Origin of the sequence: Actinomyces polynesiensis (assembly GCF_000820725.1) — a bacterium.
GTDB lineage: Bacteria > Actinomycetota > Actinomycetes > Actinomycetales > Actinomycetaceae > Pauljensenia > Pauljensenia polynesiensis.
Genome location: NZ_CCXH01000111.1, coordinates 17,082 through 29,867, shown reverse-complemented (window position 1 = coordinate 29,867; position 12,786 = coordinate 17,082). Strand labels below are relative to the sequence as shown.

11 protein-coding genes and 1 riboswitch are annotated in these 12,786 nt (G+C 71.6%); of the genes, 6 read left to right on the top strand and 5 right to left on the bottom strand.

Annotated features, from left to right (window positions below; all coding sequences use genetic code 11):
* Positions 1 to 93: 93 nt before the first annotated feature.
* The gene (locus TA90_RS05115; RefSeq protein WP_043534929.1) at positions 94 to 1,464 is read right to left on the bottom strand and encodes an AGE family epimerase/isomerase; all 1,371 of its coding nucleotides are present in this window, start codon (positions 1,462 to 1,464) and stop codon (positions 94 to 96) included.
* A gap of 228 nt (positions 1,465 to 1,692) precedes the next feature.
* Here TA90_RS05115 and pgm point away from each other — a divergent pair, with 228 nt between their 5' ends.
* Together pgm and TA90_RS15755 are read left to right on the top strand one after the other, a co-directional pair.
* Complete coding sequence (gene pgm, locus TA90_RS05110) at positions 1,693 to 3,363, top strand: phosphoglucomutase (alpha-D-glucose-1,6-bisphosphate-dependent) (RefSeq protein ID WP_043534928.1); 1,671 nt, start codon at positions 1,693 to 1,695, stop codon at positions 3,361 to 3,363.
* 15 nt (positions 3,364 to 3,378) lie between these two features.
* On the top strand, positions 3,379 to 3,513 hold the full coding sequence (locus TA90_RS15755) for a hypothetical protein (protein ID WP_269419967.1): 135 nt from the start codon (positions 3,379 to 3,381) through the stop codon (positions 3,511 to 3,513).
* Positions 3,514 to 3,532: 19 nt separating this feature from the next.
* Here TA90_RS15755 and TA90_RS14985 read toward each other — a convergent pair whose 3' ends face one another.
* On the bottom strand, positions 3,533 to 3,949 hold the full coding sequence (locus TA90_RS14985; protein ID WP_269419969.1) for a DUF4143 domain-containing protein: 417 nt from the start codon (positions 3,947 to 3,949) through the stop codon (positions 3,533 to 3,535).
* 30 nt (positions 3,950 to 3,979) lie between these two features.
* On the bottom strand, positions 3,980 to 4,783 hold the full coding sequence (locus TA90_RS14980; RefSeq protein WP_197067850.1) for an ATP-binding protein: 804 nt from the start codon (positions 4,781 to 4,783) through the stop codon (positions 3,980 to 3,982).
* Between the two features lie 850 nt (positions 4,784 to 5,633).
* Between TA90_RS14980 and TA90_RS05095 the strand changes: the two genes are divergently transcribed.
* From TA90_RS05095 to TA90_RS05085, 3 genes are all read left to right on the top strand, one after another.
* The gene (locus TA90_RS05095) at positions 5,634 to 7,013 is read left to right on the top strand and encodes a hypothetical protein (protein ID WP_074015306.1); all 1,380 of its coding nucleotides are present in this window, start codon (positions 5,634 to 5,636) and stop codon (positions 7,011 to 7,013) included.
* Positions 7,010 to 8,437, top strand: a complete 1,428-nt coding sequence (locus tag TA90_RS05090; RefSeq protein WP_231550670.1) for a hypothetical protein — start codon at positions 7,010 to 7,012, stop codon at positions 8,435 to 8,437. Before TA90_RS05095 ends, TA90_RS05090 begins: the two co-directional genes overlap by 4 nt.
* 283 nt (positions 8,438 to 8,720) lie before the next feature.
* A complete protein-coding gene (locus tag TA90_RS05085; RefSeq protein WP_052450537.1) occupies positions 8,721 to 10,139 on the top strand; it encodes a multicopper oxidase domain-containing protein in 1,419 nt (472 codons plus the stop codon).
* 351 nt (positions 10,140 to 10,490) lie between these two features.
* Here TA90_RS05085 and TA90_RS14550 read toward each other — a convergent pair whose 3' ends face one another.
* Complete coding sequence (locus TA90_RS14550; protein ID WP_074015304.1) at positions 10,491 to 10,817, bottom strand: riboflavin synthase family protein; 327 nt, start codon at positions 10,815 to 10,817, stop codon at positions 10,491 to 10,493.
* Positions 10,709 to 11,134: a riboflavin synthase gene (locus TA90_RS05080; RefSeq protein ID WP_052450535.1), complete on the bottom strand. Its 426-nt coding sequence runs from the start codon at positions 11,132 to 11,134 to the stop codon at positions 10,709 to 10,711. The genes TA90_RS14550 and TA90_RS05080 overlap by 109 nt, the downstream gene beginning before the upstream one ends.
* Before the next feature lie 113 nt (positions 11,135 to 11,247).
* A riboswitch (FMN riboswitch) is annotated at positions 11,248 to 11,395 on the bottom strand.
* 132 nt (positions 11,396 to 11,527) lie between these two features.
* Between TA90_RS05080 and TA90_RS05075 the strand changes: the two genes are divergently transcribed.
* Positions 11,528 to 12,781 carry an MFS transporter gene (locus TA90_RS05075; protein ID WP_052450547.1) on the top strand — a complete coding sequence of 418 codons (1,254 nt, stop codon included), beginning with the start codon at positions 11,528 to 11,530 and terminating at the stop codon, positions 12,779 to 12,781.
* The last annotated feature ends 5 nt before the right edge of the window (positions 12,782 to 12,786 follow it).

Sequence of the window (12,786 nt, the reverse complement as noted above, 5' to 3'; positions counted from 1 at the left end):
CTCCCCGACCGCCGGGTGTCCCCGACACCTCACCCCCGCCGCACCTGCCAGCGCCACTGCCACCGGCGGTGAGCCACCACCGGGGGGCGGCCCTCAGCGCCGGAACACGTTCCAGGAGCGCCTGTCCGCGGGAGGTTGGGCGGGCTTGTCCAGGAGCCCGCGCGAGATCGCGGAGGCGAAGGGCGGCCACAGCGGGACCCGCGGCATGAGCAGGGTCTGGATGGCGTGGTAGACGTCGGAACGGGAGGGTCCCGACCCGGCCAGTGGCTCGTTGTGCTCGTCCGACGCCCCCACCCACACACCGGGTGCGACGATGACGTACTCGTCGAGGTAGTCGAGCCACGAGCGGTAGCAGTGGGCGTAGTGCTCGACCTCGCCCTCCCCGGCCCCGTCGTCCAACAGTGCGCGCCGCATGGCGACGGTGGCGCACACCCCCTCGCAGGTGACCCACTGGAGGTGCTCGGTCTCGACGGGCCGCCCACCCCCGTCGACGGTGAGCGTGAAGCCGTGCTCGCCGTTGCGCCTCCACCCGTCCACCCGCGCACGCTCGAAGAGCTCCTGGGCCATGACGAGGAGGAAGTCGGGCTGGGGCCGACCCATCGAGCGCAGCGCCGCACGCACCTGCAGTGCCAGCCGCGCCCACTGCATGGAGTGCCCGATGACGCTGCCGCGGTAGGCGCGGCGCACGTCGGGCCAGGACACGTCGGGGGTGTCCGGTGAACCCGTGCCCAGGGGGAGGGGGTCCCAGTCCCCGTCGAAGTACTCCCCGAGCCTCCACCCGGCCTGCTCGGCACGGTCGTGGACAAAACGGGTGATGACCTCCGCGCGCTCCACCCACACGGGGTCCGTGGTCGCCTCCGCGGCGGCGAGGTAGGCCTCCACCGTGTGGACGAGGGCGCCCAGCGTGGCGGGGGCGTCCACCGGCCGGTGGTCCGCGGTCAGGGTGTCGGCGACCAGCCCGTCGGGACGCAGCCAGTGGCGCTCCTGGTCATGGAGGGCGGCCATGAGCAGCTCGAGGGCTCCGGGGCGGCTCGCGACGGTGGCCGCGGCCGCCCCGAGGATCACGAAGGCGTGGTGGAACTGCGACTTCGGCTGGTCGGGGCCCTCCCAGGCGACGCCGTGCCCCTCCGCGTCCGGTTCGGGACCGATGAGGGTCATCCAGCCCCCGTTGACGGGGTCGACGAAGCTGCGGGTGAGGGCACGCACCCCGTGGTCGGCATGGCGTCGGCAACCGGGGATCCCCATGAGGGTCCCCAGGGAGAAGACGTAGGTCATGCGGGCCGTGATGGCCAGGTCGACCGGACGACCGGCATCGGCGGAACCGTCGGCGGCCAGGTGCGCGAAGCCCGTCGGGACGGTCGCCCCCCTGGCCACGTCGAGGAGGTCACGCATCTGGCCGGACAACCACCTGTTGTGCTCCACGGAGTCGAACCAGCCCACCGCGTACCCCCTGAATGACGTCATCGTCGATCGGATCGGCCCTCGCGGACGGCGTCGTCACGCGGGGAGCGCCGGACCCGACCTCGCGGGCATCGTCGGCGCCGCCCCAAGGATACCGTCGCGGGGCCCCGCTCCGGACCCGCGCCGTCCGCGCACGACGGACCGGCGCCACGCGCCCTGTCGGGCCCACCCGGTGTCCACCCAACGGAAGGATCCTCCCCGCGGTCGCCGTCCGAGTGGAACACTGGGGGCATGCACGAGAGAGCCGGCACCGTCGCCCAACCGTCAGACCTCATCGACCCCCAGGCCGTCGTCGCCGCCTACTACGACCTCGAACCGGATGTCACGAACCCGGACCAGAAGGTCGTCTTCGGGACGTCGGGCCACCGGGGCTCCTCACTGGACGCCGCCTTCAACGAGGCCCACATCGTGGCCATCACCCAGGCCATCGTCGAGTACCGCACCGCACAGGGCTACGACGGCCCCCTCTACATCGGTCGCGACACCCACGTCCTGTCCCAGCCCGCCTGGCAGACCGCGGTGGAGGTCCTCACCGCCGCGGGCGTCGACGTGGAGATCGACTCGCGCGAGTCCTACACCCCGACCCCCGCGGTGTCCCTGGCCATCCTCAACGCCAACGGCGCCCCCGGCGAGCTGCGCACGAGCGGCCCGGGCCTGGCCGACGGCATCGTCGTCACCCCCTCCCACAACCCGCCCCGCGACGGCGGCTTCAAGTACAACCCTCCCCACGGCGGCCCAGCCGACTCCGATGCCACCGGGTGGATCGCGAACCGGGCCAACGAGATCCTCGCCAATGGCTGGCGTGACGTCCCGCGCACCATCGGCTCCTCCCTGCTGGACCACCCCAAGGTCCACAAGTTCGACTTCCTGGCCAACTACGTCGGCCAGCTCGGCACGATCATCGACATCGACGCGATCCGCGACGCGAACATCCGGATCGGCGCAGACCCCCTGGGCGGTGCGAGCGTCGACTACTGGGCCGCCATCGCCGAGCGCTACGACCTCGACCTCACCGTCGTCAACCCGAACGTCGACCCGACCTGGCGGTTCATGACCCTGGACTGGGACGGCAAGATCCGCATGGACTGCTCCTCTCCCTACGCGATGGCCTCCCTCCGCGCCGTCATGACCCCGGATGCCGACGGCGAGACCCCCTACGACATCGCCACCGGGAACGACGCGGACTCCGACCGCCACGGGATCGTCACGCCCGACGGCCTCATGAACCCGAACCACTACCTGGCGGTGGCCATCGAGTACTTGTTCACCCACCGCCCCGGGTGGAGCGCGGATGCGGGCGTCGGCAAGACGTTGGTGTCCTCCTCGCTGATCGACCGCGTGGTGGCCTCCATCGGGCGCCGCCTGGTGGAGGTACCCGTCGGCTTCAAGTACTTCGTCCCGGGCCTGCTGACCGGTGAGGTCGGCTTCGGCGGCGAGGAGTCCGCGGGCGCCTCCTTCCTGCGCAAGGACGGCACCGTGTGGACGACGGACAAGGACGGGATCATCCTGGCGCTGCTGGCCAGTGAGATCCTGGCGGTGACCGGCTCCTCGCCCTCGCAGCTGCACCGCTCGCAGGTGGAGCGCTTCGGCGCCTCCGCCTACGCCCGCATCGACGCCCCCGCCACCAAGGACCAGAAGGCGCGTCTCGCCCAGCTCTCCCCCGAGGACGTCACGGCCACCGAGCTCGCCGGGGAGCCGATCCTCGCCAAACTGGTGCGCGCGCCCGGCAACGACGCCCCCATCGGCGGCCTCAAGGTCGTCACCGAGGACGCCTGGTTCGCCGCACGCCCCTCGGGCACGGAGGACGTCTACAAGATCTACGCCGAGTCCTTCAAGGGTGAGGACCACCTGCACGAGGTCCAGGCCGAGGCCAAGACGGTCGTGGACGCGGCCCTGGGCTGAGCCCTGCCGCGTCGTGTGCTGGCTCCCGCGCTGGGGCTGGCTCTGGGGCTGGCGCTGGGGCTGGCGCTGGGGCTGGCGCTGGGGCTGGCGCTGGGGCTGGCGCTGGGGCTGGCGCTGGGGCTGGCGCTGGGGCCGCCCTCGTACAAGTGACGAGGGCGGCTCCAGTCCCTCAGGGACCCAGCACCGTCAGCGGGACCACCAGGACGCCGTCGTCACGCCGGTGGGCGGCTCCCGTCGGCGTCATGACCACACATTCGAGCGGCGGGCGCTCGATCTTCGCCGTGACACGACGCAGGTTGCGCGCTGCCGCATCGACCGCGCCCTCACCCAGCTTCACCTCGATGGCCAGCCAGGCCCCGTCCTGCGCCTCGACGACAGCATCGATCTCGTCGCGCCCCTTCGCGTCCCGGTAGTGGAACACCACGCGGGCACCCATCGCCTGGGCGAACACCCGCAGGTCGTGGACCACCTGCGACTCGAACAGGAAACCCAGGGTCTCCCGCTCGACCAGCAGACGATCGCTCCCCGCCCCCAGGAGCGCCGCAGCGAGCGACGGATCCACCAGGTGCGTGGTGGGAGTCTGCAGCAGTGCTGTGCGCGAACGCAGTCTCGGTGATCATGCCGGCTGGTCCTCGACGAGGTAGAGGCGTTGGGCCAGCTCATGGAGCTCAGGTGCGGCGGCGGAGCCCACGCGATCAGTGGCGTACTCCTGCATCCGACGCGTGATCGTCGCGAAGGTCGCGGGTCGGGTGCTGAGCCCGGCGAGCGCGCGCAGGAAGGTGCTGAAGCGACGGGGATCACGTCGGGTGCCGCCCACGATCGGGAAGTCGTACTCCGCGATGTCCTCCACGTATGACCGCGTCTGTGCCCGAGCCGCCTCCTCGCCCCGGGCTGACCATCCCGGCCATCCGCCGACGACCAGCCTGTTGACCACCGCCGGGAAGTCGATCCGGGACTCCGGGAGGTCCTGCGGGGGTCCGTCGAAGAGTCCCCTCAATGAAACCGCTCCGGTCGCATGCCCGGTTTCGGCGAATGTCATAGTCCGCATCAGGATGTGCCGGAAGCGGCCAGCACCGGAATGTCGGAGCGGATCGCGGTCCGGGCTGGCAGAACCGGCGAGGATGAACTGCCCGGGCAGGTTCCGATCGTCCACGGCATGGCGCGCCTCGTTCCAGAGGCCCGGGACGGGCTGCCACTCGTCCAGCAGGCGCGGGGCATCCCCGGGCAGCGCGGTTGCTGGCTGCTCGCGCGCCAACAGCGCACGCGGCTCCGCGGAGTCCAGCCTCAGCTCCGATGCGGCCAGGCGTCGAGCCGACTCCGTCTTCCCTGTCGCCCGTGCCCCCTGGACGAGCAGTGCTCCGGCTGAACTCAGGGTCTCCGCCAACTCGGCATCCACGACGCGGGGTCGATAGTTCTCCACATACCGAGCCCGTGCGAACCCAGTGGATTTCTCCACTACATCCTGATGGACTTCTCCACCAGAGACTGAGGAGTTTCTCCATTCACACAGTTCGGCGCCCGCTCCGCCCTCGCTGAACTGCACTCCCGCCGAACTGGTCGACCCGTAGTACCAGGTCGTGCAGAAACTCCACGCCGTCGCCGTTCCTGCCAACGCGCGAACGCACGATCTGGTCAACCTGCACCTGCACCTGCTCCGGGACGCTGGTGCCGATCTGCCGAGCCTGCTCCACCTCTGTGTGCGCACCTTCGACTGGCGACGACAGCAGGCCCGGCCGACTCTCCCGCTGCGCCCGATGGGCGGGTGGGAACGCGCCTGCACCGATGCACGCACCGAGACCCCGATCGACGGTCAGACGCCGACACTGCTGGACATCACCGCTGCACGTGGTTGGGGACCCCCTCACCGGCCCAGCCGTGCGCCGCCAGTCCCATGCGCTGACCACCACCAGGAACGTGAGAAGTCCCGCTCCCGCCGATGCAACCTGCACCCATAGGCTGGAGAGGTGGATGCGAGGCGAGGACAGGGACCGGACGGGGCTGCGGATGGCGAGCAGTCTCCGGGCCCGTCGACGGCTCCGGGCACCACCGCACCGCTCGTGACCACCCCGCGAACGGATCCGCCCAGCTCGAACCCAACCGACTCGAACCCAACCGACTCGAACCCACCCGGCTCGGACCCACCCGGCTCGGACCCACCGCAGGCGACGACGCTGCACGCGCCCTCGCCCGGTCTCGCTCCGCTCCGCACATCTCCACTCCGCACATCTCCACTCCGCACATCTCCGCCCCGGGCGGCCCCCCGCCTCCCCGTGGGACGCCTCGCCCTGCTGCTCCTGGCCATGGTCTCCCTGCTGGCCGGCCTCAACGCCGCGCTGCTGCGCCTGGGGGCCCTGGCGCCAGTCATCTCGGCGCCACTGGCCGACGTGCACGGGGTCCTCATGATCTTCGGCTTCCTGGGCACCGCGGTCTGCCTCGAGCGCGCCGTCGCCCTCCAGTCCGGCGCACCCACCAAACCCCCCGACCTCTCCGGTGCCGACAGCTCCACGTCCAGCGCCTCCGCGGCGGGCACCGCGGTGTCGGCCTCTCCCGGAGCAGGTCCGCGTCAACGATCGGTCCACGCACCGCTGTGGGCATATGTGGCACCCCTGGCCAGCGGGTTGGGCGGCGCCCTCGTACTGGCCCAGGTGGCGGCGTCCTCCCTCCTCACGGACCCGGACTCCCCGGTCGCCACCACCCTCGCCTCCCTGCTGGGCGCCTCCTCCCCTGCGATCCCCCGCCTGCTGCCCGGACTGGCCTGGTGCCTGGCCATGGCGGCGCTCTGCGCCATCTACCTGATCGTCTGGTTCCGCCGACAGCGCTCCATCGCCCTGCTCGTGCAGCTCCTGGGGGCCGTGTGCGGTCTGGGCGGCATCGCACTGTGGACGCGCGGCCTGCCCGTCGCCCTCGTGGTGGTGTGGTGGCTGGGCTTCCTGGTGCTCACCATCGTCGGCGAGCGCCTGGAGCTGGCGCGCATCGCGTTCCTCTCCCCGGGGACGGAGCCCCGCGTGCTGGCCGAGGCCCTCGTCCTGGTGCTGGCCCTGCCGCTGACCCTGGCCGCCCCGGGATGGGGGTACACGCTGCTCGGCGCGGCCCTGGCGGCGCTGGTGGTCGATGTCGGTTGGCACGACGTCGCCCGGCGCACCGTGCGCCTGACGGGCCTGCCCCGCCTGGCGGGCGCCAGCATGCTCACCGGCTACGCGTGGGCGCTGGTCCCGGCGCTCATGTGGCTCGTCGCCGGCCCCGCCCTCTCCGGACATCCCTACGACATCGCGGTGCACTCACTGACCATCGGGTTCACCATGTCGATGGTGCTGGCCCACGCACCGATCATCGTGCCTGCCATTGCGCGCCGCCAGCTGCCCTACCACCCGGTGATGTGGGCAGTGTGGGCACTGCTGGAGATCGGCCTGCTTGTCCGCGTGGTCTCCGGGGTGCGCGCCGCCGAAGGAGCCTGGCGCCTGGGAGGCGCGCTCGGGGTGGTCGCGATGCTCACCTTCGTGGTCACGACCGTCGCCCTGATCGTGCGTGCCTCCCGCCGCGTCTCCGGGTGCGTCGCCGACGGAGACGAATGCGCCACCACCGGAACCGCCACCGGAACCGGAACCACCGCCGGCACCACCGGCAGCGACCGGTCGGGAGCGACGTCATGAGCACCTCCCGTGTCGCGCGCACCGACCGCCTGACCACCGCGTGGATGCTGGTGGCCGTGGTCGTGATGGCCGTGGGGCTCGGTCTGCGCGGCGCGCTCCCCCAGCCCCTGTGGACCATGGTCCACGTCGTCACCCTGGGTGTGCTCAGCAATGCCATCCTCCAGTGGTCCTGGTACTTCGCCCGCGCCCTGCTCCACCTGCCCCCCGGGGACCGACGCTCGGGCCGGGACAATACCGTGCGCATCCTCGTGTTCAACGCCGCGCTCCTCGTGCTGGTGGCGGGGATGTGGAGTGCCACCGTGGTCGCCACGGTGGTGGGCGCGACGCTGGTCGGGCTGGTCATCGCCTGGCACGGGACCGCCCTGGTGCTGGCCGCACGGACCCGCCTGGCCAGTCGTTTCGCGGTGGTGATCCGCTACTACGTCGCGGCCGCCGCCCATCTGGTCATCGGCGCCACCCTGGCCGGACTCATCACCGTGGCCATGTTCGCGCAGGAGGCACCGAGGTGGCTCCTGGACTCCCGTGACGGACTGACGGTGGCCCATGCGCTGGTGGGGGTGGGTGGCTGGATCGGACTGACCATGGCGGGCACGCTGGTCACCCTGGGCCCGACCATGCTGCGCACCCGCATGGATCCCGCAGCGGTGCGCCTCTCCCTGAGGGCGCTGCCGATGATGGTGGTGGGCATCCTGGGGGCCGCGACCTGCGCGGTGATCGAGTGGATGCCGGGAGTGGGCATCGGCGTGCTCCTGGCGGTCGTGGCCGCAGGGGGTGGGGTGCTGGTGCCCCTGGTCCGAGCCGCCGCTGCCAAGGCCCCTGCGGCCCATCCCTCCTGGTCCACCGCCGCGGGGGTTGTCTGGCTCCTCATGGGAGCGGTCGCCGTGGGCGTCAATGCCCTCCGTGCACCCGATGCCACCGCCCTGCGAGATGCGAACCTGTCGTGGCTGCCGGTGGTGGGGGCGGGCGGCCTGCTGCAGGTGCTGGTCGGCGCACTGTCCTACCTGATGCCGGTGGTCATCGGGGGAGGTCCGTCGGTGGTGCGCACCGGGATCGCCGAGTTGGAACGAGGTTCGGTCGCGCGTCTGGTCGTGCGCAACACCGCCCTGGTCATGTTGGCGGCCACGACGGCGGCCACTGCTCTCTCCTCCCCCACCGTGACTGCCTCCTCCACACCCGCAGGAGCGACCGAGGGCGCACCCGCGGCGGCTCGCACCCTGTGGTGGGTGCTGGTGCTCGTGACCTTCGTGGCCGACATCGTGCTCTTCGCGCGTGCGGGCGTGATCCAGGCCCGCGCCGCCCGTGCAACCCTCGGTGCGCCCCCGGGGATCCCACGGCCCCGGGGTGTCCCGTTGATACCGTCGACCACACCGACCCCGTCCCAGCCGGCTGATCCGCACCCGCACCCCGGAGACCCCGATGCATGAGCCCACCACCCCCTCCTCCCCCACGTCACCTGATGGGCGTGCACGCGACGCCGGCTCGGAAACGCCCGTGAGTCCCGGACCGAGCACCGATTCGGGCGCGGGCACGGGATCCGGCGCGGGACCCGGGTCAGGACCAGGCTCCGGGTCAGGCACGGGGCCAGGGGCAGGGGCAGGGGCAGGGTCAGGGGCAGGATCCAGGTCAGGCACGGGGTCCGGCGCGGGACCCGCACGCCGGGGCCCGCGCCCACCGGCCGGTGGCGGCGATGGGCTCTCACGTGCAGCAATGGCCGTCATGGGCGTCCTGCTGGTCGTCTCCACGACCCTGGCCGTGTGGCTGGCGGACCCGACAGGTGCGCTGCGCCCGGACACCTCCTCACCCGGGTCCACCGACGACTCCCAGTCCGCAGGTAGCACCTCTGGCAGCGTCACCCCCACCGGTGAGACCACCGAGGTCACCGTCCGGGTCGAGGGGATGGCGTTCACGCCCTCGTCGATCGAGGTGCCTGCGGGGAACCAGCTGGTCATCACCTTCGAGAACACCGGCGACCAGTACCACGACCTCGTCCTGGCCTCCGGGGCGGAGACCGGTTCGATCGCCCCGGGTGCTGCGGCCACCCTGGACGCCGGCGTCATCGGTGCCGACACCCAGGGCTGGTGCTCGCTGCCCGGTCATCGCCAGATGGGGATGACGCTGGAGATCCGGGCCGTGGGAGGCTCCGGGTCGCCCTCGTCGATGACGGGGACGGACGCCACCCAGTCGGGCGACCACGCCCATGACGGCACCTCCTCCGCGAGCGCGCAGGTGCCCAGCGCGACCCAGCTGCTGGAGCAGGCACGGACCAGCGACCCCCACCCCGCCGAGCTGCCCGCTGCGGAGGACTCCACCGAGCACCACCACACCTTCCGCGTCACCGAGCAGCAGGACACCCTGGCACCCGGCGTCACGCACACGGTGTGGACCTACAACGGGAGCGCGCCCGGCCCGGTGCTGCGCGGGAAGGTCGGGGACACCTTCCACATCACCCTGGTCAACGATGGGTCGATGGGCCACTCCATCGACTTCCACGCCGGGGACGTCGCACCCGACGAGCCCATGCGCACCATCGACCCGGGGCAGAGCCTGGAGTACACGTTCACGGCGAAGCGCTCGGGGGTGTGGATGTACCACTGCTCGACGGCACCGATGTCCATGCACATCGTCAATGGCATGTACGGCGCCGTGGTCATCGAGCCCGACGACCTGGCGCCCGCGGACAGGGAGTACGTCCTCGTCCAGGGCGAGCAGTACCTGGGGGCCGAGGGTGAGGTCGCCGACGCCACGAAGATCTCGGGCCTCGTGCCCGACATCATGACCTTCAACGGGCGCGCCTTCCAGTACGACGCGCATCCACTGCCCGCCCGGGTCGGGGAGAAGGTGCGGGTGTGGGTGCTCGACGCGGGGCCGAACCAGCCCCTGGCCTTCCACGTGGTCGGCGCACAGTTCGACACGGTGTGGAGCGAGGGCCACGCCTCCGTCTCCGGTGGTACCTCCACCGACGGCGTCACCCGGGGCACGACTGGCGCCCAGGTGCTGCCGCTACTGCCCGCCCAGGGTGGCTTCGTCGAGTTCACCGCGCACGAGCCGGGCCGCTACGCCTTCGTCAACCACGCCATGAGCCTGGCGGAGAAGGGCGCGCACGGGTTCTTCGAGGTCACGCAGTAGCGGACGCGGGCCCGCACTCGCCCCGTGGACGAGGCCCGGGCCGAGTATCCGGGCACCCGGAGCAGGACCATGACCAAGCGACCACTCGACCCGGTGGGACCGGAGTGGGTCGGAACCCCTGTCGGGGAGATCGGTCGGGGATCGCGGTGCCGAGGCCGTGGAGCCTGGGCCGGTGCGCGGCTGCGGTCATCCAGCAGCATGAGGGCCAGGACCAGGAACGGGACGGGGGCTGTGGCTGGGAACGGGGAGACAGCTGTGGCTGCGACTGTGCCTGTGCCCGCGGCAGTGTCGGCGCAGGGGTCAGGACCGGGGACGAGGTCAGGACCTCGCGCGCAGATCGGAGGAATCCGTTTATGGGGTATCCATCTCGGGAATCAGGGCGACACCGAGTGAACCGTCCGTGGCACCGCCCTCGTCCACGCCGCGACCGCCCTCGACGGTCTCACCCTCGTCCGCCTGCCACCCACCCCCGTCTGTCTCCCGCCCGCCCTCGCCGGCGCCCTTCTCTCCCGGCTCCCGCGCGTCCCCGTCCCCGCCACCGACGTGCGTGATCGTCAGGGACATCCCGTTCAGTGCGACGGCACCCTTCTCGGCGACCAGGCCGACCAGGGGTGCGGGCACGGAGACCTCCAGCTCGACCCAGCCACCTTCCTCGCTGCGCCGCAGGAGGTGACCCACACCGTCGACGTGGCCCTGGACGATGTGCCGTGCAGGCGGGCGTCGGCACGCAGTGAGCGTTCGAGGTTCACCGGCGATCCCGCTTGCAGGGAGCCGAGCGAGGTGCGCCGCAGTGTCTCGGGCATGACGTCGACGACGAACTCCTCGGCGGTGGGTTGGTCCACGACCGTCAGGCACGCTCCCGCCACCGCGATCGAGTCGCCCTGCCTGGCGCCCCAGGCTGCCAGGGGACCTCGGATCCTCAGGGCCGCGCCGCCTCCCGGCTCGGGACCGGTCGAGACGATGGTGCCGACCTCTTCGACGATTCCGGTGAACATGGTGTCCGCGTACCCTCTGTGCTCAGGCTCCGGGGTGTGCGCGACGGGCGCGGACGCGTCACCGGGTGCAGCCCGGGCAGGCCGCGAGCAGCCCGCCGGTCGTCCCGGCGCCACGTGTGCCTCTCCCATCCGGACTCTCACCGTCGGTCCCGGAGTCCCACCGGGTCAACCATCCGTGTCACCGGCCGGATCGGCAGGCAACGTGGACGGGTCGCGGACTGTCACCGCCGGTTCGGACTTTCACCGACCCCGAAGCACGTGGTGTGTGCAATCGGCGCGATCCTATCGTCCGAGCGGCAACCGGACCCGGGACCCTCGGGCCCCACTCCGGGTGACCATCCGCACCCCGGGGGCACTTCCCGCGCCGACGGGCCCCGAATAGACTCGGTGATCGTGCTCTCCACCTACGCCGACGTGCTGCGACTGCCCGGGGCCTGGCGATTCTCGCTGGCCGGGTTCGTCCTGCGCATGCCGATGTCACTGGTGGGGATCTCCACGATCCTGCTCATCAAGGCCACCTACGGGAACTACACCCTGGCCGGCGCGGTGAGCGCCGCCAACATCATCGGGCTCTCCATCGGAGCCCCCCTGCTGGCGCGACTGGTGGACACCCGCGGTCAGCGCTGCGTGATGGCGCCCTCGCTGGTCGTCTCCGCCCTGTCGATGGTCGCCCTCGTCGCCGCTGCCCTAGCCCACGCTCCCGAGTGGGCGCTGTTCGCCCTGGCCGCCCTCTCGGGTGCGTCCTGGGGATCCCCGGGGGCGCTGGTGCGGGCGCGCTGGTCCACGGTGGTCACCAACCAGAAGCAGCTGACCACGGCGTATGCCATGGAAGCCGCGATCGACGAGTTCGTCTTCATCGTCGGTCCCGTCATGGCCACCCTGCTGGGCACCCTGGTCCACCCCGCGACCGGGCTGGTCCTGGCAGTGGGCTTCCTGACGGTGGGCGGCATCGCCTTCCTCGGCCAGGGCGCCACCGAGCCCCCGGTCATCCGCCGCGAGGTGGGTGAACGCCACCCCACCGTCCTGGCGAACCCCGTCGTGATCGGCCTGGCCATGACCTACATCGGGGCGGGTGCCATGTTCGGCGCGAACGACGTCTCCGTGGTGGCCTTCACCGACGAGCACGGTGCAACGGCCCTGGCGGGCCCGCTCCTGGCCTTCTTCGCGCTCGGGTCCTTCACCGCGGCCCTGGTCTACGGGGCGCGGACCTGGCACAGCCCCCTGTGGAAGCTCTACGGGGTGGGCATCGTGGCACTGGCCCTGGGCGCCTCCACCTTCCTGCTCGCGCGCAACCTGGTGGTGCTCGCGCTGGTCATGTGGGTCACCGGCCTGACGATCGCGCCGACGATGACCAACGTCAACACGATCATCACGAAGGTCGTGCCACCGACCCAGCTGACCGAGGGACTCACCTGGATGTCCACCGCCATGAACATCGGGACCTCCATCGGTGCGGCCATGGGTGGGCGCCGGGTGGACGCCGCGGGGGCGCACGGCGGCTTCCTGGTGGTCATCGCCTGCGCCTGGGCGATGGTGGCGCTCATGGTCATCGGTCTGCCGCGCCTGCGGCGGGACACGACGAGGGCGGACCGGGAACTGCTGGACACCCTCGGGCGGGACGCCCCCCGCGAGGCGCCCACCGTCTGAGGGAG

Coding starts and splice junctions, on each gene's coding strand:
- TA90_RS05115 (WP_043534929.1), bottom strand. CDS start 1,464: ATGACGTCATTCAGGGGGTACGCGGTGGGCTGGTTCGACTCCGTGGAG.
- pgm (WP_043534928.1), top strand. CDS start 1,693: ATGCACGAGAGAGCCGGCACCGTCGCCCAACCGTCAGACCTCATCGAC.
- TA90_RS05090 (WP_231550670.1), top strand. CDS start 7,010: ATGAGCACCTCCCGTGTCGCGCGCACCGACCGCCTGACCACCGCGTGG.
- TA90_RS05085 (WP_052450537.1), top strand. CDS start 8,721: ATGGCCGTCATGGGCGTCCTGCTGGTCGTCTCCACGACCCTGGCCGTG.
- TA90_RS05080 (WP_052450535.1), bottom strand. CDS start 11,134: ATGTTCACCGGAATCGTCGAAGAGGTCGGCACCATCGTCTCGACCGGT.